Raw genomic sequence first — 23,267 nt, forward strand, 5'->3', positions numbered from 1 at the left:
CGCGGACCGATGCTGGCTCTTCATCACGAAGAGCTGGCTCGAGATACCGCCCGTATGTTGAGAACTTCACAGTGGACGCGAGCATCTTTGTAGTAATAACAAGCTACTAAGGGCAATCGGTGGATGCCTAGGCACCAAGAGCCGATGAAGGACGTTGTAACCTGCGATAAGCCCCGGGGAGCTGGTAAACGAGCTTCGATCCGGGGATCTCCGAATAGGGAAACCTCGAAAGAAACCGGAGTAATGTCCGGCGACCTCTGCCTGAACACATAGGGCAGTTGGAGGGAACGTGGGGAAGTGAAACATCTCAGTACCCACAGGAACAGAAAACAACCGTGATTCCGTAAGTAGTGGCGAGCGAACGCGGAAGAGGCCAAACCGTACTTGTGTGATAGCTGACAGGCGTTGCAAGTGCGGTGTTGAGGGGCCGATCTGATCGAACTGTCAATCGATCAAACAGTAAGAAATGATTGATGAAGTCGAAGCACTTTGGGAAAGTGCGGCATAGAAGGTAATACCCCTGTAGACGTAAGTCAATCACTGTTGATCGTCACCCCAAGTAGCACCCAACCCCTGAAATTGGGTGTGAATCTGGCGGGACCACCCGCTAAGCCTAAATACTCCTTGGTGACCGATAGCGGACAAGTACCGTGAGGGAAAGGTGAAAAGTACCCCGGGAGGGGAGTGAAATAGTACCTGAAACCGATTGCCTACAATCCGTCGGAGCTGAGCACACTTGTGTGCGAGGTGACGGCGTGCCTTTTGAAGAATGAGCCTGCGAGTTAGTGGTATGTGGCGAGGTTAACCCGTGTGGGGAAGCCGTAGCGAAAGCAAGTCCGAATAGGGCGATCCAGTCGCATGCTCTAGACCCGAAGCGGAGTGATCTATCCATGGCCAGGGTGAAGCGACGGTAAGACGTCGTGGAGGCCCGAACCCACCAGGGTTGAAAACCTGGGGGATGAGCTGTGGATAGGGGTGAAAGGCCAATCAAACTCCGTTATAGCTGGTTCTCCCCGAAATGCATATAGGTGCAGCGTCGCGTGTTTCTTGCCGGAGGTAGAGCACTGGATAGTCTAGGGGGCCCACAAGCTTACCGAAATTAGCCAAACTCCGAATGCCGGTAAGTGAGAGCGCGGCAGTGAGACTGCGGGCGATAAGGTTCGTAGTCGAGAGGGAAACAGCCCAGAACACCAGCTAAGGCCCCTAAGCGATTGCTAAGTGGAAAAGGATGTGAAGTTGCGGAGACAACCAGGAGGTTGGCTTGGAAGCAGCCACCCTTGAAAGAGTGCGTAATAGCTCACTGGTCAAGTGATTTTGCGCCGACAATTTAGCGGGGCTCAAGCGATCCGCCGAAGCTGTGTCATTCACGTGTTTACCAGGTTTCGACCCAGGTGCGTGGATGGGTAGGGGAGCGTCGTGTGCGCGATGAAGCGGCGGGGTGACCCAGTCGTGGAGAGCACACGAGTGAGAATGCAGGCATGAGTAGCGAATGAGGAGTGAGAAACTCCTCCACCGAAAGACCAAGGGTTCCAGGGTCAAGCTAATCTGCCCTGGGTAAGTCGGGACCTAAGGCGAGGCCGACAGGCGTAGTCGATGGACAACGGGTTGATATTCCCGTACCGGCGCTAGCACGTCCATGCCGAGGCGAGCGATGCTAAGCACGCAAGCTTGTCTGCGACCTTCGGGTCAACGACGAGTGAGTCTGCGATCCAGACTTGTATTAGGCAAGCTGCGGAGTGACGCAGGAAGGTAGCCCATCCCGGGCGATGGTAGTCCCGGGCTAAATGCGTAGGGAGAGTCGTAGGCAAATCCGCGACTCACATATCCTGAGACATGACGGCTGGTTCGAATACGTTCGAACGAGTGGGTGATCCTATGCTGCCTAGAAAACCTTCGTGAGCGAGTTCTAGAGCCGCCCGTACCCTAAACCGACACAGGTGGTCAGGTAGAGAATACCAAGGTGATCGAGATAATCGTGGTTAAGGAACTCGGCAAAATGCCCCCGTAACTTCGGGAGAAGGGGGGCCGAACCTGTCTAGAGATTTACTCTCGACGGCGGGTGAGGCCGCAGAGACCAGGCCCAAGCGACTGTTTACTAAAAACACAGGTCCGTGCTAAGTCGTAAGACGCTGTATACGGACTGACGCCTGCCCGGTGCTGGAACGTTAAGGGGAAGTGTTAGGGCAACCGAAGCACTGAACTTAAGCGCCAGTAAACGGCGGTGGTAACTATAACCATCCTAAGGTAGCGAAATTCCTTGTCGGGTAAGTTCCGACCTGCACGAATGGCGTAACGACTTGGGCGCTGTCTCGACCACGAACTCGGCGAAATTGCATTACGAGTAAAGATGCTCGTTACGCGCAGCAGGACGGAAAGACCCCGGGACCTTTACTATAGTTTGGTATTGGTGTTCGGTACAGCTTGTGTAGGATAGGTGGGAGACTTTGAAGCGGCCACGCCAGTGGTTGTGGAGTCAACGTTGAAATACCACTCTGGCTGTTCTGGATATCTAACCTAGATCCGTTATCCGGATCAGGGACAGTGCCTGATGGGTAGTTTGACTGGGGCGGTCGCCTCCCAAAAGGTAACGGAGGCGCCCAAAGGTTCCCTCAGCCTGGTTGGCAATCAGGTTTCGAGTGTAAGTGCACAAGGGAGCTTGACTGTGAGAGGGACACCTCAAGCAGGGACGAAAGTCGGGACTAGTGATCTGACGGTGGCACGTGGAAGCGCCGTCACTCAACGGATAAAAGGTACCCCGGGGATAACAGGCTGATCTTGCCCGAGCGTCCATAGCGACGGCATGGTTTGGCACCTCGATGTCGGCTCGTCGCATCCTGGGGCTGGAGTCGGTCCCAAGGGTTGGGCTGTTCGCCCATTAAAGCGGCACGCGAGCTGGGTTTAGAACGTCGTGAGACAGTTCGGTCCCTATCCGCTGCGCGCGTAGGAGTCTTGAGGAGGGCTGTCCTTAGTACGAGAGGACCGGGACGGACGAACCTCTGGTGTGCCAGTTGTCCTGCCAAGGGCACGGCTGGTTGGCTACGTTCGGAAGTGATAACCGCTGAAAGCATCTAAGCGGGAAGCACGCTCCAAGATGATGGCTCCCACAGGATAACCTGGTAAGGCCCCCAGCAGATCACTGGGTGATAGGTCGGATGTGGAAGTGCAGTAATGCACGGAGCTGACCGATACTAATAGGCCGAGGGCTTGTTCCTACAAAGATGCTACGCGTCCACTGTGCAGTTCCCGAGATACGGTCGGGAACTCAAGATTCGATTGATCGAATCGCTCTGCGATCTACATCTCCATAGATGTTTCGGTGATCATGGCGAGAGGGAAACACCCGGCTCCATTCCGAACCCGGAAGTTAAGCTTCTCAGCGCCGATGGTACTGCACGGGGGACCGTGTGGGAGACTAGGACGTCGCCGGACAACACACTTCAAGGTCGACCACTTCGGTGGTCGGCCTTGAAGTACGTTCAGGGCCCTTTTCGCCGGCCTCGGTGTTCTCGGCCAGCTGGTCGAGAATGGTGTCACGCAGCTGGTTGTCGAGACCTTGTGGCAATGTCGAATCTTCAGCCCAGGACCAACGGTCCTGGGCTTTTCTGCGTTCACGTGCCGCTCGTTGGCGCAGAGGCTCGGCGGCTGTGGTCACAGCAGCACGCTGGAGACCTTCGCCTGCGGTCGAATCTGCAGCTTGCGTCCCGATCCGGCGCGGAAGGTGTCGAGAGCGTCGCCGTAGTCGTCGAGCGTGAAGGCGTGACTGACCATGCGATCCGCACGCAGGGCACCGGCAGCGAACATCTCGACGGCGCGTCCGTAGCTGTGGAGGACCGCCATCGAGCCCACCACGCTGATCTCGTCGTTGTAGATCGCGAACGGGGAGAAGCGGGCGCTCGCGTCGGCAGGCGCGACCCCGAACTGCTGGAAGACCCCACCGCGGCGGACGCGGCGGAGTCCGTCTTCGATCGCAGCCACAGCGCCGGTGCAGTCGATCACCACGTCCCAGCCGCCGATCTGATCGGCGTCGTCCGCGCTGGTCAGCACGCGCTCGATCCCGACCTCGCGGGCCGCGGCGAGTCTCGTCGGGTTGCGATCCACCACGGTGACGCTGGCGGCCCCCGCCCGGGGAGCGAGCTGAGCCATCATCAACCCCATCGTCCCGGCGCCGTACACCAGAACGTGCTCACCCATACGACGAGGAAGCAGGTCGTAGCCGTGGATGGCACACGACAGCGGTTCGATGAGGGCAGCCAGCGGAAGGTCGACCTCGTCGGGCAACCGGTGGACGTTGCGGACCGGGGCAACGGTCAGCTCGGCGGTCGAGCCGTTCGTCCGAGCGACCCCAGAGCCGTCCCACTCCTCACACAGATTGGAACGTCCGACCGCACAGAAGCGGCACTCGCCGCAGGTGAGAGTCGGATCGACGGAGACCCGGTCGCCGGGAGCGATGTCACCGACCTGGTCGCCGACGGCCTCGACGACACCCGACGTCTCATGACCGGGGATGATCGGATAGCGGGTGGGCGCGAACTCACCGTCGAGCACGTGCACGTCGGTGCCGCACAGTCCGACCGCCTCGACCCGAACGAGAACCTCGCGTGGGCCTGGGGCAGGGTCGGGCACCTCTTCCAGCGACCAGGATCCCGGACCGGCGAAGACGATGGCGCGCACTACGCCACCACCAGATCGCGGGGGCGCGTTGTGTGATCGGTCATGAGTCGCCTTTCGGGTTCGCGGGCCGATCTCCGTCGGTCCGAGGGGATCACCTCGAGAAACGGTAACTCCGGCTCCGGCCGGGCTCCCGGGTGGTCGGGCTCTCGGCCACCGGCGCTCTGCCCATGCGGGCAACGAGCGCCCTGCTTTGCGCGTGGGAACGTGTGCGGCGAAGATGAGGCGGTGACGGACAGCAGGGAACAGCGACCGGGTGGCGGACAGTCGGGCGGAGCCGGCCGATCCGGCGGTTCGGGAGGATCCCGGGGTGGCGGCGGACGGACCGGGGGTTCCGGAGGCGCGGGAGGGGCTGGCCGATCCGGAGGGGCTGGCCGATCCGGAGGTGGAGGCCGATCCGGAGGTGGAGGCCGATCCGGAGGCGGTGGCCGATCGGGTGGCTATGGCAGCCGGAGTGGCGCCGGCGGCCCTGGTGGTGGGAGCTCAGGACGGTCCGGTGGTGCTGGTGGTCGTGGGGGTGACGGCTATCGCGGAGGCGATGCCGGCGATCGGGGCGACCGCGGCGCCGACCGAGGAGGAGACAGGCGCAGCCGGGACGAGCAGGCCGGTGGCTACCGCGGGAGAGACGACCGGGGTGGTGACAACCGAGGCGGTGGCTACCGCGGGAGAGACGACCGGGGTGGGGACGACCGGGGTGGTGACAACCGAGGCGGTGGCTACCGCGGGAGAGACGACCGGGGTGGGGACAACCGAGGTGACGGTTACCGGGGTGGCGACACCCGAGGGGGCGGGCGAGGCGCCGGTGGCTATGGCGGCGGCGACAACCGCAGGGCCGACTCGCGCGGTGAGGACGGGCGCGGTGCGGACGACCGACGCACCGGCGGAGCCGAGCGTCGCCCCCCGGCCGGTGGACGTGGTGGGTCGGGCAGCCGCGGCGGCGGTCCGGGTGCGTCGGGTCAGTCCCGCAGCTCAGCGGCTCGCCGGCCGCAGAACCGGACGCCTGGTCGCCCGGCCGGCCAGCAGCGTTCCGGTGACCGCTCCCGGAGCGGGTACGAGCGTGAATCCGAGAACGCCGACGGGCGCCTGCCCGATGGGCGGCTCCCGGACAGGCGAATCCCCGACTCGCGCAGGGACCCGCGCGGCGACAGCTCTCGCGGCGGCAGCCCTCGAGGTGGCGACCGAAGCGGCGATGACCGAAGCGGTGACAACCGGCGCGCCGACGACCGCCGTTCGTTCGACCGGGGGGACCGGCCACCCCCTCCGCCCGGCCTGCAGAAGCGGGCCGACGAGCCGCGGCTCCCGGATGTCGTCGACACCCGGGGACTGCCGCGCGGCGTGAAGGCCGAGCTCCGAGGCCTGCCGAAGGACCTCGCCGAGGTCGTGGCCGGACACCTGGTGACCGCCGGGATGCTGATCGACGACGATCCCGAGCTGGCCTACCGGCATGCCGAGGCCGCCCGTCGGCGCGCGGCGCGGCTCCCCGTGGTGCGCGAGGCGGCGGCCGAGACGGCGTACGCCGCCGGTCACTGGGACATCGCGCTGTCGGAGTTCCGCGCCCTGCGGCGGATGACCGGAACCGATGACTTCCTGCCGGTGATGGCCGACTGCGAGCGGGCGCTCGGACGGCCGCAGGCGGCCATCAAGATCGCCAAGGAGGCCCGGCACAAGCAGCTGGAACCGGCCCTGGCGATCGAGATGCTCATCGTCGAGGCCGGCGCTCGCGCCGATCTCGGTCAGCAGCCGGAGGCGCGTCGCCTCCTGCACCAGGCCATCCTCGACCTCGACGATCGTCGCGCGGCGCAGCTCGGGCTGCCGGCGGCTCGGCTCTACTACGCGTACGCCGACGTGCTCGAGCAGACGGACAGGCCGGCGGACGCGCGGCAGTGGTTCGACCGAGCCGCGCGGCTCGACGCCGAGGGCGACACCGACGCCGACGAGCGCCGTGACCTGCTCGACGGGATGTCGATCACCTTCGACGACTCCGACGAGGACGGCTCTGATGAGGACGGCTCTGACGGGAGTGACTCCGTCGAGGGTGAGTCCGGCGAGGACGAGTCCGACGAGGGTGAGTCCGACGAGGCCGACGAGGACGAGGCCGACGAGGGTGAGTCCGACGAGAGCGGATCGGGGCAGACGCGCGGATGAGTGTGCTGGCTGACGCGTACGACGCCGCGCTGTTCGATCTCGATGGCGTGGTCTACATGGGACCGGTGGCCGTCGACGGAGCCCCGGAGGGCCTGCGGGCGCTGCGGGACCGCGGGACCCGGGTCGGTTTCGTGACCAACAACGCCGCCCGGCCACCGGCCGCCGTGGCCGACCACCTCACCGAGCTCGGCATCGAGGCGAGCGCCGATGACGTCGTGACCTCGGCGCAGGCGGGCGCGCAGCTGGTGGCCGATCGGTTCGGTGCCGGGGCGCGGGTGCTGGCCGTGGGCGGCGCCGGTGTCTGGGACGCCCTGGCCGAGGTCGGCCTCGTCGGTGTCCGCTCGGCCGACGACGACCCGGTGGCGGTCCTGCAGGGCTTCGGGTTCGACCTGACCTGGGACCAGCTGAACGAGGCCGCCATCGCCATCCACCGCGGCGCGCACTGGGTGGCCACCAACATCGACCCCACCCGCCCGACCGACCGCGGGCTGGTCCCCGGGAACGGGGCCGCGGTGGACGCCGTACGTCAGGCGGTGGACGTCGAGCCGGAGGTGGCGGGGAAGCCGTTCCGACCGCTGGTCGACGCCACCGTCGCCCGGCTCGGTGCGGGCAACCCGATCTTCGTCGGAGACCGCCTGGACACCGACATCGCCGGCGCGGTGGCCGCCGGGTTGGACAGCATGCTGGTGCTGACGGGGTCCCACGGCCCCGGCGACCTGGTGGCCGCCGGAGCCGACAGCCGTCCCACCCACCTGGGCTACGACCTGCGGGACCTGCTCCAGCCGGCCCGGGTGTGCCAGGAGCGACCCGGGGAGGTCAGCTGCGGCGAGCAGACCGCGGTCGTCGACGCGGGCCGGATCGAGCTCGTCGGTAGTCCCGACGACCGCTCGTCGGCCGTCGACGCGTTGTGGGCGACGGCCACGCTGGCCTGGCGGGTGGCCGACCTGGGCCGAGCGGTCGATGCCGCCCCCGCCCTCTCGGTCATCAGCTCGCTGCTGGCTCGTCGCTGACCACCCAGGCGGTCGCGTCGCGGGGCAGCAGCCCGTCGACGAGCGCGACGCTGCTGACCACCACCGTGCCGTCCGGCAGCGGGATCGGGTCAACGCCGAAGTTGGTCACGCAGTGCCAGCTCCCACCCCGCCGGAAGCGGAGGTCGTCGGGGGCCGGCTCCGCGAGCGTGAGGGCCGGCTCGCTGGTCGCCAGCCCGCGCAGCAGGTCGCGCCGGGCGGCGATCGCCCGGCGGTAGAGGCTGAGGGTCGAGTCGGCCGCCGAGGCCTGCACGTCGGCCGCGACGTCGGCGAACCAGGCGGGCTGTGGCAGCTCGGTGGGCTCGCCGCCGAAGCCGTACGAGGTCCCGGTCGCGGTCCACGGCAGTGGCACCCGGCAGCCGTCGCGGCCCTTCTCCCTGCCGTGGGAGCGGAACGCCATCGGGTCGAGCAGGGCGTCACGGGGGAGGTCGGCGACCTCGGCCAGGCCGAGCTCGTCGCCCTGGTAGACGTAGACCGAGCCGGGTAGGGCGAGCAGGACCAAGATCGCCGCGCGCGCCCGCCGCAGGCCCAGATCGCTGTCACAGCGAGGATCCGTGCCATCGGTGAGCAGCCACCGACGGGCGATCTCGATCGGGGTCTCGTCCGCCGGCACAGGCAGCCCGTAGCGGGACGCGACCCGTACGGTGTCGTGGCAGCCCAGCAGCCAGGTGGTGGTGGAACCGGACTCGACCATGTCCGCGATCCCCGCCTCGATCACGGCCCGGTAGCTGTCGGGTCTCCAAGCGGCCTCCTGCATCGCGAAGTTGAAGGCCTGGCCGAGGCTGGTCGTCGCGGCGTAGCGAGCCCGCCGGCTGGGATGCACGGAGGCCTCCGCGACCGCGAACCGGGGCGGGTCGTAGGAGTCGAAGACCGTGCGCCAGTCCTGGTAGACCAGCTGCAGGTCGTCGCGGTCCCACAGCGGGTGGCTGCCGTCGTCCCGCTGCATCATCTCGATCTCGGGCCATGGCACGTACGGGGTCGTGAGGTCCTTCACCAGCCCGTGGGCCACGTCGACCCGGAAGCCGTCCACGCCCCGATCGGCCCAGAAGCGCAGCGTCGTACGGAAGTCCTCGCGCACCTCCTCGTCGTCCCAGTTGAGATCGGGCTGCTCGGGGGCGAACAGGTGGAAGTACCACTGACCGTCGCCGACGGGCTCCCAGACCGAACCGCCGAACAGCGACTGCCAGTCGTTCGGCGGCTGGCTGCCGTCGGGCCCCTCGCCGTCCCGGAAGATGTAGCGCTGGCGGGCCGGTGAGCCCGGCGGCGAGGCCAGTGCCTCGACGAACCAGGCGTGCCGGTTCGAGCTGTGGTTGGGCACGATGTCGACCAGCACCTTGATGTCGACCCCGTGCAGCGCGGTGATCATGGCGTCGAAGTCGGCCAGCGTGCCGATGCGGGGATCCACGTCGCGGTAGTCGTCGACGTCGTAGCCCCCGTCGGCCAGAGCCGAGGGATAGAAGGGTGAGAGCCAGACCGCGTCGACACCCAGGGCGGCCAGGTAGTCGACCCGGGACACGACGCCCAGCAGATCGCCCATCCCGTCGCCGTTCGCGTCGGCGAACGCGCGCGGGTAGATCTGGTAGATGACGGCCGTCTGCCACCAGTCGGCGTCGTGCGCGGGCTGGGACGGCGAGGTCGGTTCGGTCACGGCGCGATTGTCCCAGCCCACCGTCGTTCTCGGTGAGAGGTTCCGCGGGCTACGGTTGCCGGGACGACCCGCGTCACGAGGAGGACCACGAGATGGTGCGAGAGCAGATCCAGAACTACGTGAACCTGATGACCGGTCTGCGCCGGGCCACCAAGGCGAAGGCGGTCGAGGCCGCCCAGGGGTTGCTGTCGGCCACGGGCCTCGACGACGTGGCCGCCGACGCGGGTGACCGGGTCTCCAGCCTGGCCGAGGAGATCCTCGCCGCGAGCCGCGCGAACCGCGAGCTGTTGGTGACGATGATCAACACGGAGATCGACAAGGCCGCGGCGCGAACGGGGTTCGCGCGGTCCGAGGACGTCGACTCCCTGCGCGCCGAGCTCGCCGAGCTGCGCGCCGCGGTCGCCGACCAGGTGACCCGGGCCGCCACGGCCCAGGCCGCCGCCACCGAGGCGACCGTGGTGGCCGCCGCTGCCGCAGCGGCGGCCGAGGAGGCGGCCAGCTCGGCGGAGGAGGCGGCGGTGTCGGCCGAGGAGGCGGCCGCAGCTCCCGCACCGGAGCCCGTCGTGACGCCCGCGACGAAGAGGGCGCCGGCACGCACGACGCCCGCCGCGAAGAAGTCCCCCGCCGCGAGGAAGTCCCCCGCCGCGAAGAGCGCGCCCGCCGCGAAGAGCGCGCCCGCCGCGAAGAAGGCGCCCACGCCGAGGACGTCGGCGGCCGCCGCGAAGAAGAGCCTGGCGGCGCCCACGACGTCGGCCGACGACGCGCCGGCCCGGAGGAGCGCCGCTCGGAAGACCAGCGCTCAGAAGACCAGCGCTCAGAAGACCGCCTCGAAGGCGCCCGCCAAGCGGGCCGCGGCCACGAAGGCACCGGTGACGCGGGCGGCGACCGAGTGAGCGCGCCCGCCGCTGACGACGGTCTGGAGGCCCCCAGGCCGACCGTCGACGACCGACCCACCACCGGGTTACCGGCGGTCGACGATGCCCTGGGTCGGCTGGCCGATCTCGGGCAGCGGCCGGTGAGCGAGCACCATGGCGAGCTCGCCGCCGCGCACGAGACCCTGCACGCCGAGCTCGAGTCGCCGTCCGGGTCCCCCGAAGGCCACTGAGTGCCGGCTGACGCCGGTCGCCGACCTCCTGGAAGCGCCGGCGTCTCCGGGGTGCGTGGCCAGACCCGGCTCGACCGGGCGGTCGCCGACCGCGGCCTGGCCCGGTCGCGGGCCGCCGCCGTGGCCTTGATCCGCGCCGGCCGGGTGCGGGTCGGCGACCGGGTGGTGGATCGCCCGTCCGCCCCCGTGACGGCCGACGACGCGATCGACGTCGAGCCGGACCCGTACGTGTCCCGGGCCGCCCACAAGCTCGTCGGCGCCCTCGACGAGCTGGCGCTCGACGTCTCGGGACTGCGGGCCCTGGACGCTGGTGCGTCCACCGGAGGCTTCACCCAGGTGCTGCTGCGGGCCGGCTGCCGGCAGGTGGTGGCCGTCGACGTCGGCCACGACCAGCTCGCCGAGGAGGTCCGGGTGGACCCGCGGGTCCGCAGCCACGAGCACCTCAACGTCCGTGATCTCGGGCTGGAGCACGTCGACCACCAGCTGGTCGACCTGGTCGTGGGCGACCTGTCGTTCATCTCGCTCACCGTCGTGCTGCCCGCCCTGACGGGGGTGGTCGATCCCGCGGGATCACTGCTGCTGATGGTGAAACCGCAGTTCGAGGTGGGGCGGGAGCGCCTCGGTGACGGTGGCGTGGTCCGTTCCCCGGCCTTGCACGTCGACGCCGTGTCGGGGGTGCTCTCGGCCGCGGCCGCGCTCGGGTGGTCGTGCCGAGCCGTCGTGCCGAGCCGGCTGCCGGGACCGGCCGGCAACCGCGAGTTCTTCGTCCACCTGTCCCGACAGCCGCCGGACGAGCCCGTCGACGTCGCCGCGTCCGTCGGCTCCGGCTGACCCGCGCCTATGCTGAGCCGGGTGACGCTCCCGCCCGACCCACCCACCGATCCGGAGCGCCGGGTCGCGGTGCTGACGCACCTGGGGCGCCGTGAGGCGGTCGAGACAGCGGCCGTGCTGATCGAGCGCCTGGCCGCCGCCGGCATCACCGCCGTGGTGCCCGAGGCCGACGTCGCCACCCTGAACGCCGAGCTGCGGACGGCGACCGTCGTGGGCGCCAGCCCCGAGCAGCTCGCCGCGCCGACCAGTGACGTCGAGCTGATGCTCGTGCTCGGCGGCGACGGCACGATCCTGCGCGGCGCGGAGAAGGTGATCACCTCCGACACTCCGCTGCTGGGAGTCAACCTCGGGCACGTCGGCTTCCTGGCCGAGGCGGAAGCGGCCGACATCGACAGCATCGTGGACCACGTCGCCCACCGCACGTACACCGTCGAGGAGCGCTTCACCATCGACGTCACGCTGCGCGACCGGGGCGAGGTCATCTGGAGCTCCTTCGCGGTCAACGAGGTGTCGATCGAGAAGGCCGCCCGCGAGCGGATGCTGGAGGTCGCCGTCGAGATCGACGACCGACCGCTGTCCCGCTGGGCCTGCGACGGCGTGCTCGTGGCCACCCCGACCGGTTCGACGGCGTACGCGTTCTCGGCCGGTGGACCGGTGCTGTGGCCCGAGCTGGACGCGCTGCTGCTGGTCCCGCTCAGTGCGCACGCGCTGTTCGCCCGGCCGCTGGTCCTCGGTCCGAACTCGGTGATCACCGTCGAGCTCATCCACGCGTCCCCGGTGCACGGGGTGGTGTGGTGCGACGGGAGCCGTTCGGCGGAGCTGCTGACGGGAATGGAGATCGAGATCGGCCGCGGACGTCACCGGCTGCGGCTGGCCCGGCTGTCCCAGTCGCCGTTCACCAACCGGCTGGTCAACAAGTTCCAGCTGCCGGTGGACGGCTGGCGGGGCAGCGCCGAGCGCGAGCGTCGCCGTACGCTGACCGACGCCTCCCCCGAGCCGGAGACGAACGGGCCGTGATCACCGAGCTGCGGATCACCGATCTCGGGGTGATCAACGACGCCGTCCTGGCGCTGCACCCGGGTCTCACGGTGGTCACCGGCGAGACCGGGGCCGGCAAGACGATGATCGTCACCAGCATCGACCTGCTGCTGGGCGGGCGGGGCGATCCCAAGGCGGTGCGCTCCGGGGCGCGACGCGCCGTCGTCGAGGGCCGCTTCGCCCAGATCTCGGCGGACACGGTCCGACGGGTGCAGGAGGCCGGCGGCGAGCTCGACGACGACGGACCCGACGAGCACGGTCCGGAGCTGCTGGTGGGCCGACAGGTCACCCCGAGCGGCCGGACCCGTGCCTTCGTCGGCGGGGCGCAGGTGCCGGTCGGTCGGATCGACGAGCTGATCGGCGACCTGGTCACCGTGCACGGCCAGTCCGAGCAGATCCGGTTGGCCGGACGCGATCGGCAGCGGGAGCTCCTCGACCGGTTCGCCGGGGACGAGCAGCACCAGCGGCTGGTCCGCTACCGACACTGCTACGACGAGCACCGGGCCGCCCGGTCCGAGCGGGAGCGGCTGCAGGCCGAGGCCCAGGAGCGGGCCCGGGAGATCGACGTCCTCCGCTTCGGCCGGGACGAGATCGCCCGGGTGCAACCACAGCCCGGCGAGGACGTGGCCCTGGCCGCCGAGGCCCTGAGGCTGCAGACCAGCGGCGACCTGCGCGCCGACGCGAACACCGCGATCGAGGCGATCGCCGGCTCCGACGACGAGGCCGGGGGAGCGCTGGCGGCCCTCGCGGTGGCCCGGCACGCCGCCGACCGGCTGGCCGAGGCCGATCCCGGGGCGGCCGGGCTGTCCGAACGCGTCCGCGAGGTGGGCTACCTGCTGAACGACCTGACCGGTGACCTGTCCCGTTACCTCGACGGCCTGGAGGCCCAGCCCGGGCGGCTGGAGCAGATCGCCGAGCGGCGGTTCGAGCTGGCCGGTCTGCTCCGCAAGTACGGCTCGAGCTGCGACGAGGTGCTCGCCTGGGCCGACCATGCCGGGGAGCGGCTCGAGGTGCTGGAGCTGGCCGACGACCGGATCGGGGAGCTGTCGACCCGGATCGAGGACCTGGAGGACGAGCTCGGCTGGTTGGCCACCGAGCTGCACGATGCCCGGGTGGCGGCGGCGATGGTGTTCGTGGACCGGGTGCGGGGTGAGCTGGCCGCGTTGGCCATGCCGCACGCGCGGATGGAGTTCGAGGTGACCTCCGTCGAGCTCGGTCCCAGCGGTGCCGACCAGGTCGATCTGCTGTTCTCGGCCAACCCCGGCAGCGCGCCCCGCAGCCTCGGCAAGGTCGCCTCCGGCGGTGAGATGTCTCGGGTCCGGCTGGCCATCGAGGTGGTGCTGGCCGCCGGCGGGGGGTCGGTCACGTTCGTGTTCGACGAGGTGGACGCCGGTGTCGGTGGAGCCGTGGCGGTGGAGATCGGGCGGCGGCTGGCGCTGCTGGCCCGACACCGTCAGGTCATCGTGGTCACTCACCTGGCCCAGGTCGCCGCCTTCGCCGACCGTCACTTCGCGGTGGTCAAGTCCGACGACGGTCAGGTGACCACCAGCGGCGTACGGGAGGTCGCCGAGCGGGACCGGGCGGTCGAGCTGGCCCGGATGATGGCGGGCATCGAGACCACCGACTCGGCGCTGGCCCACGCCGGCGAGCTGCTCGACCTCGCGTCCCGCTGACCCTCGCCAAGGCCGTTCCCGGCGCGGCGGGACACCGGCGGAGCCGGGGACCGTGTCCGACGCGCCGGGGGATGCAGGCGGCGGGGCGGACACCGGGTAGCCTGGAGTTCCGTGGGAGCCCGTGATCGACAGACCAAGCACCTCTTCGTCACCGGCGGGGTCGCATCCTCGCTCGGGAAGGGCCTGACGGCCTCGAGTCTGGGCAGCCTGCTGGTCGCCCGGGGACTCCGGGTGACGATGCAGAAGCTGGACCCGTACCTGAACGTGGATCCCGGCACCATGAACCCGTTCCAGCACGGCGAGGTCTTCGTCACCGAGGACGGCGCGGAGACCGACCTCGACATCGGCCACTACGAGCGCTTCCTGAACGTCAACCTGGCGGCGCACGCCAACGTGACCACGGGCAAGGTCTACTCGACGGTGATCGCCAAGGAACGCCGCGGCGACTACCTGGGCGATACGGTCCAGGTGATCCCGCACATCACCAACGAGATCAAGGACCTGATGCTCGGCATGGGCGGTCCGGACATCGACGTGGTGATCCACGAGATCGGCGGCACCGTCGGTGACATCGAGTCGCTGCCCTTCCTGGAGGCCGCCCGCCAGGTGCGGCACGACGTCGGCCGGGACAACTGCTTCTTCCTGCACGTCTCGCTGGTGCCCTACATCGGGCCGAGCGGCGAGCTGAAGACCAAGCCGACGCAGCACTCGGTGGCGGCCCTGCGTCAGGTCGGCATCCAGCCCGACGCCATCGTCTGCCGCTGCGACCGGGAGATCCCGGAGTCGGTGAAGCGCAAGATCTCCCTGATGTGCGACGTCGACGTCGAGGCCGTGGTGGAGAACACCGACGTGCCGAGCATCTACGACCTGCCGAAGGTGCTGCACGCCGAGGGCCTGGACGCGTACGTCATCCGGCGGTTGGACCTGCGCTTCCGCGACGTCGACTGGACCCTGTGGAACGACCTCCTCGACCGGGTGCACAACCCGAAGGAGGAGGTGGTGATCGCCCTCGTCGGCAAGTACGTCGACCTGCCCGACGCGTACCTGTCGGTGTGCGAGGCGCTGCGTGCCGGCGGCTTCGCCAACCGCGCCAAGGTCGTGGTGCGTTGGGTCGCCTCGGACACGTGCGAGACGGCGGAGGGGGCTGCCCGAGCGCTCCAGGACGTCGACGGCGTCTGCGTGCCGGGCGGCTTCGGCATCCGCGGTGTGGAGGGCAAGGTCGGCGCCATCCGCTACGCGCGCGAGCACCAGGTGCCGATCCTCGGTCTCTGCCTCGGTCTGCAGTGCATGGTGATCGAGGTCGCCCGGCACCTGGCCGGCTTGGAGGGAGCCGACTCCTCCGAGTTCAGCCCGGAGGCCCCGCACCACGTGATCGCCACCATGGCCGAGCAGATCGCCATCGTCGACGGTCACGGCGACCTCGGCGGGTCGATGCGACTGGGGTCCTACCCCGCCGAGCTGCAGCCCGGTTCCGTGGTGGCCAAGCAGTACGGCCAGACCGAGGTGGAGGAGCGCCACCGGCACCGCTACGAGGTGAACAACGCCTACCGTGGCCAGCTCGAGGAGGCCGGCCTGGTGATCAGCGGCACCTCACCGGACTCGCTGCTGGTGGAGTTCGTGGAGCTGCCGACCCGGGTGCACCCGTACTTCGTGGCCACCCAGGCGCATCCGGAGCTCAAGTCGCGCCCGACGGTGCCGCACCCGCTCTTCGTCGGGCTGGTCGAAGCCGCCCTGGAACGACGGCTGGCCACCCGGCTGCCCGTCGACGCCACCTCGTGAACGCTCGGGTCGACGACGGTCTGGGCGGACACACCCTGAGTCGGGTGGACCTGGTCGACCAGCCGGTCAGCTGGCCGGTCACGGCCGAGCGGGTGATCGGCGCCGGGAGCTTCACCGCCCTGCTCCAGGACGACATCACCGCCCCGGACGGGACTACGCTGAAGCGCGAGTACCTCCGGCACCCGGGGGCTGTCGGCATCATCGCCCTGGACGCGAGGGGCCGGGTGGCCCTGGTCCGTCAGTACCGGCACGCCGTCCGCCACCGGCTGATCGAGCCGCCCGCCGGTCTGCTGGACGTGGCGGGCGAGGAGTACGTGCTCGCCGCTCAGCGCGAGCTGGCCGAGGAGGTCGGGCTGGCCGCCGACACCTGGCACGTCCTGGTCGACCTCTTCACCACCCCGGGGATCATCGCCGAGGGGCTGCGGGTCTACCTGGCCCGCGACCTGCACCCGGCGGCCGCCCCCGACGGTTTCGTCAAGGAGGGGGAGGAGGCGGAGATGGAGCTGTCCTGGGCCCCGCTGAGCGACCTGGTCGACGCCGTCCTGACCGGCGCCCTGCACAACCCGACCCTGGTCAGCGGCGTCCTGGCCGCGGCGCTGGCCGAGGCCAGGAACGACGACTTCGCGTCGCTGCGCCCCGCCGATGCTCCCTGGCCTGCCCGGGACGGACTCCGTACGTCCTGAGCCGTGTGTCGGGGACCCTACGCGATCCGGCGGACCGCTGAGTCGTGTCGCCCCGGTCTGGATCAGCCGACCAGCGCGACCTCGAGCTCGGTGAGCACCCGGCGGGCGGCGGCCGGGCCGGCGTTCAGGAACCAGGTGTCGTAGTCCACCGCGATGGCTCGTCCGGCGGCCACGGCCGGCAGCGAGGTCCAGACCGACGAGCCGACCACGTCCGAGCTCGTCCCCTGGACACCGTAGAAGATCCACTCGGCCCCAGCACGGTCGAGCGTCTCCAGGGAGACGTCGATGGAGGTGTCGTCGAACGTCTGCCCGTCCGGACGTCGCAGGCCGGTGTCCGCCAGGATGCTGCCCCCGAACGAGGCGACGCCGAAGACCCGCACCCGGTCCGGCGCCGCGCTGGTCAACGAGACGGTCGGGTCGTCGGGCACCCGGTCGCCGAGGGCTGCCGCGTCGGTCGCGAACGAGCTCAACCAGGTCTGGGCCGCCTGACGCCTGCCGACTGCGTCGGCCAGCAGCAGGAAGTCCTGCTTCCAGTTGACACCGGTGCCCTCGGTGACCACCACCGGCGCGATCTGGGCGAACTGGGTCCGGACCGCCCCGTCGACGGTGCTGTTGGCCACGATGAGATCCGGGTCCGCGGCCGCGACGGCCTCGACGTCGGGCTCGGTCCGGGTGCCGAGTCTGGTCATCGCCGCCAGCGCGGCGCGATGCTGGGGGAAGGCAGCGGTCAGGTAGGCGGGGACCGTGCCGGCACCGCGAGCCGCGGTCGCGCCGACCGGGACCACGTCCACCGACAACAGGCCGTCGAGCTGCCCGGTGCTGATGGCCGCCACTCGAACCGGGGCGGCCACGATCGTGGTCGACCCGCCGAAGTGCGTCACCGTCCGAGGGAACACGCCGTCGTCGGCTCCCGAGCCCATGCCCTCGGGAAGCGTGCTCGGAGCGCCAGCTGCTGGTGCAGACGGCTCCGGGGAGTTGCCGGCCCCGCCGACGCAGGAGCACAGCAGCACGAGGAGGAGCACGGTGGCCAGACCGAGAGAAGCACGCACCGCATCATCTTAGGGTTCCCTAAGTTGGATGATCGGGCCTGCCCGCGGTTCGGGATGACCATCACCCCCCCCGACGTCCGGTCGGCGGTGTGCGAGCGATGATGCGTCGGTGAACGAGGAGACCAGGGACTTCCTCCAGGGCCCCCGCCCGACGTCGGAGGGCGCTGGGGTGCGGCCGCGAGCGGTGGAACTGCCCGAGGTGCGGGACGCCGTCACCCCGACGGTGATCGACGCGCACCAGCACCTCTGGGACCCCTCGACCGGCTGGTACGGCTGGCTGAGCCGGGAGCCTCGGGTGCTGCAGCGCGCCTTCGTCTTCGACGACGCGCTCCAGGCCCTGAACGCCCTCGGGGTGACAGGCACCGTCCTGGTGCAGGCCGCCGACCACGACGGGGACACCGACGCGATGCTGGCCGAGGCCGCCGGGAACCCCCGGGTGCTCGGTGTGGTCGGCTACGTCCCCCTCGAGCAACCGGAACGGGCCGCTCGCCGGCTCGCCGAGCTGCGCCGGAACCCCGCCTTCGTCGGGGTGCGCAACCTCATCCACGACCAGCCCGATCCGGACTGGCTGCTGCGGTCGGACGTGGCCGAGGGCCTGGCCCTGCTCGAGGCCGCCGGACTGCCCTTCGACCTCGTCGCGGTGCTCCCGCGGCACCTGGAGCACGTGGGCTACCTGTCCGAGCGGTTTCCCGCGCTCAGCATCGTGATCGACCACCTCGCCAAACCCCCGGTCGGGACCGACCGCCGGCAGCCTTGGTTCGGGCTGATGTCCGCCGCGGCGAGCAATCCCCGGGTGTCGGCCAAGGTGTCCGGGCTCTACCGCACCGGCGGGGATCCGCGCGCCACCGACGACGACCTGCGACCGTGGATCGCCGACGCCCTCGAGCTGTTCGGTCCGGAGCGGCTGCTGCTGGGCAGTGACTGGCCGGTCGCCGAGGCAGCTGGTGGCTACCTCCCGGTCGCCGGCTCGGTGATCCGGGTGGTCCGCGACCTCCTCGACGAGTCGGACGCGGCCCGGGTGCTGGGCGGCACTGCTTCGGCTGTCTACGGTCTCCGGTCACCCGGCGGCGTCGAAACCCCGGGCGGCCTCCGATGATCATCTCTAGGATCTGCTCCATGATCACCGCACCGACCGTCCCGCCAGCACCCGCGACGCGCGGGACGTGGGCGTGGCAGCCGCGACCTGGGAAAGGCGTCTCCGGGCCGGTGTCATGATCACGGCCGTCCTGGCCGGGCTGGTCGCCGGCTACGGGATCGCCATCCCGGTCGGTGCGGTGGCCGCCTACCTGATCACCCTCGGCGCCGCGCACGGCTTCCCGACCGCTGCGGCCGGCGGTCTGGGAGCGGCGACGGTGGATGCCCTGTACGCCCTGGTGGCCGTCGTCCTCGGGGCCGCGCTGGCCCCGTTGATCATGACCGTCGCGACACCGCTGCGCTGGCTGTCGGCGCTGGTCCTCGTCGGCGTGGCCGTATGGATGATCATGGCCGGTCTGAGACCCGACGTCGACGGGGGGCAGCCTCCCGATGCGCCGTCCCCCCGTCGGGCCTTCACCACCGTCTTCCTGATCACGCTGGTGAACCCGGCGACGGTGGTCTACTTCGCTGCCCTGGTGGGAGGTTCCACCGTCGGTTTCGACCGGGTGCCGGAGGCGACGGCCTTCGTCGTCGCCGCGGGAGCTGCTTCGGCGAGCTGGCAGCTGGTGCTCGCCGGGGCCGGGGCGGGTCTGTCGCGCGTCCTGACCGGCCAGGTCGCGCGGCGCTGGACGGGGGTCGTCGGTGCGCTGGCGGTGCTGACGCTCGCGGGGTGGACGCTGCTGGCCGCCTGAGCCGTTCGGGCCGGCCTCGGGTCTACGGTGTGGGGATGGACGCGTTGCTGGTGCTGACGAACGCCGCAGCCGGATCAGCCGACCGCGACCACCTCGACCGAGCGCTGGCGGTGCTCCGGGGGTCCGCCGAGGTCGAGGTCGTCCGCACCGGCGAGGACGGTGCCCTCGACGCCGCACTGGACGGTCGGGACGGTCGCACGCTGGTCGTGGCCGGCGGCGACGGGAGCCTGCACCTGACCGTCGCCCGGCTGCACGAGCGCCGGGAGCTCGACGACACCGTCCTCGGTCTGCTGCCGATGGGCACCGGCAACGACTTCGCCCGGAGCAACCGGATCCCGCTCGACGTCGAGGACGCCGCCCGGGTGGTCGCGGCTCGGCACGTGCGCGACGTCGACCTGATCTGCGACGACGGGGACCGGGTGGTGGTGAACAACGTGCACCTCGGTATCGGTGCCGACGCGTCCCGCTACGGCGCCCGCTGGAAGAAGCGGGTCGGCCGGGTCGGCTACCCGATCGGTCTCCTGCAGGCCGCCTTCTCCGACCCGTACCGGCTCCGGGTGACCGTGGACGACGAGGTCGTGGCGGACGGGGAGCACGGGTTGCTGGAGGTGTCGATCGGCAACGGCGCCACTGTCGGCGGTGGGCTGGCGCTCAACCCGGACGCCGACCCGGACGACGGTCGGCTCGACGTGCTGGTCGCGCGCGCCACCGGGGCCTGGCGTCGGGTCACCTACGGCGTCGACCTGGCCCGGGCACGCCACCCCCGGCACCGGGACGTGGAGCACCGGTTGGCCTCCCGGGTGGAGGTCAGTGGGCAGCCGGTGCACCTCAGCGCCGACGGGGAGATCGAGGGACCGATCACCAGGCGGGAGTGGCGGTTGCTGCGCAACGCCATGAACGTGATCCTGCCGTCCTGACCGCGGGAGAGACCAGGGGACGCCCCGGGTCCTCGCCGGACGCGTCCCGGATGCCGCGCACGGTCGGTGGGACGAGCATCCGCTGCATGAGCATCATCGCCACCCCCGCCGCCCGGCCCGAGCCGACCCGACCCCACGCGAAGGCCCGCCGGGTCGGCTGGGTGATCATGACCCTGTTCGCCGTGGCTGTCGGCGGCTACGCCGTCGCCCTGGTGGCCAGCGGCTTCCGTCTGGTCCCGGTGGAGATCGCCGCCAACCGCTTCCCGACCCCGCTCGGGCTACGGGTGCACATCGTCGCCTCCGGTCTCGCCCTGCTGATCGGTCCGTGGCAGTTCGCCCGGGAGCTGCGTCTCCGAGCCCCACGCGTGCATCGCTGGTCCGGTCGGCTCTACCTGGTCGCCTGCGCGGTCGGCGGCCTGTCCGGCGGGGCGCTCGCGCTGTTCACCACCAGCAGCCCGGTCGCCGGGGCCGGTTTCCTCGGTCTGGCCCTCGGCTGGCTCCTCACCGGGTTCCTCGGCTACCGGGCCGTCCGAGCCGGTGACATCACCCGGCACCGCCGCTGGATGACGAGATCGTTCGCCCTCACGTACGCCGCGGTGATGCTACGGATCTACCTACCGGTCTCGATGGTCCTCGGGCTCGAGCTCGACCGCGTCTACCCGGCCGTCGCCTGGCTGTGCTGGGTGCCCAACCTCGTGGTCGCCCAGCTGCTGATCGATCGGGCCGCCGCCCGGCCCTCCCCGGAGGTGCCGGCGCAGCACTAGGATCCGGCCATGAGGGTTGGCGTGCCGTCGGAGGTCAAGAACCACGAGTACCGGGTGGCCATCACCCCGGCCGGTGTGCACGAGCTGGTCCGGCACGGTCACCACGTGACGGTGGAGGCGGGCGCCGGTCTGGGGTCCTCGATCCCCGATGCCGAGTTCGGGGCCGCCGGAGCGACCATCGTCACCGGACCGGACGCCGTGTGGTCGTCGGCGGAGATGATCTTGAAGGTGAAGGAGCCGATCGCCGTCGAGTACGACCGGATGCAACCCGGTCAGGTGCTCTTCACCTACCTGCACCTGGCCGCCGGCCGGGACTGCACCCACGCCCTGCTCGACCGCCGGGTGACCGGCATCGCGTACGAGACGGTCCAGCTGCCGTCCGGACAGCTGCCGCTGCTCGCGCCGATGAGCGAGGTCGCCGGCCGGCTCGCACCGCAGGTCGGCGCCTACCACCTGATGCGCCAGGGCGGCGGTCGCGGCACCTTGATGGGTGGCGTCTCGGGCGTCTACGCGGCCAAGGTGGTGGTGATCGGGGCGGGGGTCTCCGGCATGAACGCCGCGGCCATCGCCCTGGGCATGCAGGCCGAGGTCCTCCTGCTCGACAACAACATCGACCGGCTGCGCGAGGTCGACCGGATCTACCAGGGCCACCTGCAGACGGTCGCGTCCAGTTCGTACGAGATCGAGCGGGCCGTGGTCGACGCGGACCTGGTGATCGGGGCCGTGCTGGTGCCGGGCGCCAAGGCGCCGACCTTGATCAGCAACGAGCTGGTGGCCCGGATGCGCTCGGGCAGCGTGCTCGTCGACATCGCCATCGACCAGGGCGGCTGCTTCGCCGACAGCCGGCCCACCACCCACGCGGAGCCGACCTACATGGTCCACGGCTCGGTCTTCTACTGCGTGGCCAACATGCCCGGCGCCGTCCCGCACACCTCGACGTACGCGCTGACCAACGTGACGCTGCCGTACGTGGTGAGTCTGGCCGACCGTGGCTGGCAGGCCGCGTGCCGGGCCGATCAGGCGCTGGCCCTGGGTGTCAACACCCACGACGGCGACCTGGTGAACGGCCCCGTCGCCCAGGCTCACGGGATGCCCCACCGCCCGCTCGCCGACGTGCTCGGCTGACCGGCGGCGGCGGGGCGGTGTCCGCCGAGCTGACCGCGGCGCAGGCGGTCGAGGGCTATCTGGACCACCTCAGGGTCGAGCGAGGAGTGTCGCCGCACACCTCGTCGGCGTACCGTCGTGATCTTCGCCGCTACGTGGAGTTCCTGACCAGCAAGGGAATCCGCGACCTCGAGCAGGTGAGCGCCCCCGTGGTGGCGGAGTTCGCCGGCGACCTCCGGGAGAGCACGCTGGCGCCGGCGAGCACGGCGCGGATCGTGGTCGCCGTCCGCAGCCTGCACCGGTTCGCCGCCGACGACGGACTCACCACCACCGACCCGGCCCGTGAGGTCGCGCCGCCCCGGGCGGGCCGCCGGCTGCCCAAGGGACTGAGCCTGGCCGAGGTGCAGGCGCTGCTGGAGACACCGCTGGTGGAGACCCCGCTCGGGCTGCGGGACGTCACCCTGCTGGAGCTGCTCTACGGCACCGGTGCGCGCATCTCGGAGGTGGTCGGTCTGGACGTCGACGACGTGGCCCGGCTCGCCGATGCGCCCGCGGAGGAACCTGTCGGGCTCCGGCTGTTCGGGAAGGGCAGCAAGGAGCGCTGGGTGCCGGTCGGCTCGTACGCCCGCGAAGCGGTCCGGGCCTACCTGACCCGTGCCCGCCCGGGTCTGGTGGCGGGCGGGCGGGGGACCCCGGCGCTGCTGGTCAACCGCCGAGGTGGTCGGCTGTCACGGCAGAGCGCCTGGACGATCCTGAAGACCGCCGCCGAACGCGCCGGCATCACCGCCGACGTGTCGCCGCACACGCTGCGGCACAGCTACGCCACCCACTTGCTCGAGGGCGGCGCCGACGTCCGCGTCGTGCAGGAGCTGCTGGGGCACGCGTCGGTGACCACCACCCAGATCTACACCCAGGTCACCGTCGACCACCTGCGCGAGGTGTACCGCTCGTCGCACCCGCGGGCCATGGGCTGAGGGGCGAGCCGGGACGGCCGTGGGGGTCAAGGCGG

General features: G+C 70.1%; 18 protein-coding genes and 2 rRNA genes. 17 read left to right on the forward strand and 3 right to left on the reverse strand.

Annotated features, from left to right (window positions below):
- Positions 1-96: 96 nt before the first annotated feature.
- Positions 97-3,212 (forward strand): 23S ribosomal RNA (locus ABD714_RS17665).
- Positions 3,213-3,312: 100 nt separating this feature from the next.
- A 5S ribosomal RNA gene (gene rrf, locus ABD714_RS17670) occupies positions 3,313-3,429 on the forward strand.
- A 219-nt stretch (positions 3,430-3,648) separates the two neighbouring features.
- On the opposite strand, the gene ABD714_RS17675 is transcribed toward rrf, so the two are convergent.
- Positions 3,649-4,671 carry a zinc-dependent alcohol dehydrogenase family protein gene (locus ABD714_RS17675; protein WP_344813756.1) on the reverse strand — a complete coding sequence of 341 codons (1,023 nt, stop codon included), beginning with the start codon at positions 4,669-4,671 and terminating at the stop codon, positions 3,649-3,651.
- A gap of 1,332 nt (positions 4,672-6,003) precedes the next feature.
- On the opposite strand from ABD714_RS17675, the gene ABD714_RS17680 reads away from it, so the two are divergent.
- Positions 6,004-6,813 carry a hypothetical protein gene (locus tag ABD714_RS17680; protein ID WP_344813757.1) on the forward strand — a complete coding sequence of 270 codons (810 nt, stop codon included), beginning with the start codon at positions 6,004-6,006 and terminating at the stop codon, positions 6,811-6,813.
- Positions 6,810-7,823: an HAD-IIA family hydrolase gene (locus ABD714_RS17685; protein WP_344813758.1), complete on the forward strand. Its 1,014-nt coding sequence runs from the start codon at positions 6,810-6,812 to the stop codon at positions 7,821-7,823. Before ABD714_RS17680 ends, ABD714_RS17685 begins: the two co-directional genes overlap by 4 nt.
- Here ABD714_RS17685 and ABD714_RS17690 read toward each other — a convergent pair.
- Complete coding sequence (locus ABD714_RS17690) at positions 7,798-9,489, reverse strand: glycoside hydrolase family 13 protein (RefSeq protein WP_344813759.1); 1,692 nt, start codon at positions 9,487-9,489, stop codon at positions 7,798-7,800. The genes ABD714_RS17685 and ABD714_RS17690 overlap by 26 nt on opposite strands.
- Positions 9,490-9,581: 92 nt before the next feature.
- Between ABD714_RS17690 and ABD714_RS17695 the strand changes: the two genes are divergently transcribed.
- From ABD714_RS17695 to ABD714_RS17725, 7 genes are all read left to right on the forward strand, one after another.
- Positions 9,582-10,382: a hypothetical protein gene (locus ABD714_RS17695; RefSeq protein WP_344813760.1), complete on the forward strand. Its 801-nt coding sequence runs from the start codon at positions 9,582-9,584 to the stop codon at positions 10,380-10,382.
- The gene (locus ABD714_RS17700; protein WP_344813761.1) at positions 10,379-10,594 is read left to right on the forward strand and encodes a hypothetical protein; all 216 of its coding nucleotides are present in this window, start codon (positions 10,379-10,381) and stop codon (positions 10,592-10,594) included. The genes ABD714_RS17695 and ABD714_RS17700 overlap by 4 nt, the downstream gene beginning before the upstream one ends.
- Before the next feature lie 51 nt (positions 10,595-10,645).
- A complete protein-coding gene (locus tag ABD714_RS17705; protein ID WP_344813762.1) occupies positions 10,646-11,425 on the forward strand; it encodes a TlyA family RNA methyltransferase in 780 nt (259 codons plus the stop codon).
- A gap of 9 nt (positions 11,426-11,434) precedes the next feature.
- Positions 11,435-12,442 carry an NAD kinase gene (locus tag ABD714_RS17710; RefSeq protein ID WP_344813763.1) on the forward strand — a complete coding sequence of 336 codons (1,008 nt, stop codon included), beginning with the start codon at positions 11,435-11,437 and terminating at the stop codon, positions 12,440-12,442.
- Entirely contained in the window at positions 12,439-14,136 is a 1,698-nt protein-coding gene (recN, locus tag ABD714_RS17715) for a DNA repair protein RecN (protein ID WP_344813764.1), read from the forward strand. Before ABD714_RS17710 ends, recN begins: the two co-directional genes overlap by 4 nt.
- A 111-nt stretch (positions 14,137-14,247) precedes the next feature.
- Positions 14,248-15,915 (forward strand): CTP synthase, encoded by a 1,668-nt coding sequence (gene pyrG, locus ABD714_RS17720; protein ID WP_344813765.1) that lies wholly within the window; start codon positions 14,248-14,250, stop codon positions 15,913-15,915.
- Complete coding sequence (locus ABD714_RS17725) at positions 15,912-16,598, forward strand: NUDIX domain-containing protein (protein ID WP_344813766.1); 687 nt, start codon at positions 15,912-15,914, stop codon at positions 16,596-16,598. The genes pyrG and ABD714_RS17725 overlap by 4 nt, the downstream gene beginning before the upstream one ends.
- 62 nt (positions 16,599-16,660) lie before the next feature.
- On the opposite strand, the gene ABD714_RS17730 is transcribed toward ABD714_RS17725, so the two are convergent.
- On the reverse strand, positions 16,661-17,647 hold the full coding sequence (locus ABD714_RS17730) for an ABC transporter substrate-binding protein (RefSeq protein WP_344813767.1): 987 nt from the start codon (positions 17,645-17,647) through the stop codon (positions 16,661-16,663).
- A gap of 109 nt (positions 17,648-17,756) precedes the next feature.
- On the opposite strand from ABD714_RS17730, the gene ABD714_RS17735 reads away from it, so the two are divergent.
- From ABD714_RS17735 to xerD, 6 genes are all read left to right on the forward strand, one after another.
- Positions 17,757-18,743: an amidohydrolase family protein gene (locus tag ABD714_RS17735; RefSeq protein WP_344813768.1), complete on the forward strand. Its 987-nt coding sequence runs from the start codon at positions 17,757-17,759 to the stop codon at positions 18,741-18,743.
- A gap of 115 nt (positions 18,744-18,858) precedes the next feature.
- A complete protein-coding gene (locus tag ABD714_RS17740) occupies positions 18,859-19,473 on the forward strand; it encodes a LysE family transporter (RefSeq protein WP_344813769.1) in 615 nt (204 codons plus the stop codon).
- Positions 19,474-19,508: 35 nt separating this feature from the next.
- The gene (locus ABD714_RS17745; RefSeq protein ID WP_344813770.1) at positions 19,509-20,390 is read left to right on the forward strand and encodes a diacylglycerol/lipid kinase family protein; all 882 of its coding nucleotides are present in this window, start codon (positions 19,509-19,511) and stop codon (positions 20,388-20,390) included.
- Between the two features lie 86 nt (positions 20,391-20,476).
- Positions 20,477-21,154 (forward strand): DUF2306 domain-containing protein, encoded by a 678-nt coding sequence (locus tag ABD714_RS17750; RefSeq protein WP_344813771.1) that lies wholly within the window; start codon positions 20,477-20,479, stop codon positions 21,152-21,154.
- 9 nt (positions 21,155-21,163) lie between these two features.
- Positions 21,164-22,279 carry an alanine dehydrogenase gene (gene ald, locus ABD714_RS17755; protein ID WP_344813772.1) on the forward strand — a complete coding sequence of 372 codons (1,116 nt, stop codon included), beginning with the start codon at positions 21,164-21,166 and terminating at the stop codon, positions 22,277-22,279.
- Between the two features lie 17 nt (positions 22,280-22,296).
- Positions 22,297-23,232: a site-specific tyrosine recombinase XerD gene (xerD, locus tag ABD714_RS17760; RefSeq protein ID WP_344813773.1), complete on the forward strand. Its 936-nt coding sequence runs from the start codon at positions 22,297-22,299 to the stop codon at positions 23,230-23,232.
- Positions 23,233-23,267 lie beyond the last annotated feature (35 nt).

Source organism: Microlunatus aurantiacus, from assembly GCF_039536605.1.
In the GTDB taxonomy this organism is placed as follows: Bacteria; Actinomycetota; Actinomycetes; order Propionibacteriales; family Propionibacteriaceae; genus Microlunatus; species Microlunatus aurantiacus.

Excerpts from the sequence above, each read along its gene's own strand:
- ABD714_RS17745 (WP_344813770.1), top strand. The coding sequence starts at position 19,509 with ATGGACGCGTTGCTGGTGCTGACGAACGCCGCAGCCGGATCAGCCGAC.
- ABD714_RS17685 (WP_344813758.1), top strand. The coding sequence starts at position 6,810 with ATGAGTGTGCTGGCTGACGCGTACGACGCCGCGCTGTTCGATCTCGAT.
- ABD714_RS17710 (WP_344813763.1), top strand. The coding sequence starts at position 11,435 with ATGCTGAGCCGGGTGACGCTCCCGCCCGACCCACCCACCGATCCGGAG.
- ABD714_RS17740 (WP_344813769.1), top strand. The coding sequence starts at position 18,859 with ATGATCACGGCCGTCCTGGCCGGGCTGGTCGCCGGCTACGGGATCGCC.
- ald (WP_344813772.1), top strand. The coding sequence starts at position 21,164 with ATGAGGGTTGGCGTGCCGTCGGAGGTCAAGAACCACGAGTACCGGGTG.
- ABD714_RS17695 (WP_344813760.1), top strand. The coding sequence starts at position 9,582 with ATGGTGCGAGAGCAGATCCAGAACTACGTGAACCTGATGACCGGTCTG.
- ABD714_RS17750 (WP_344813771.1), top strand. The coding sequence starts at position 20,477 with ATGAGCATCATCGCCACCCCCGCCGCCCGGCCCGAGCCGACCCGACCC.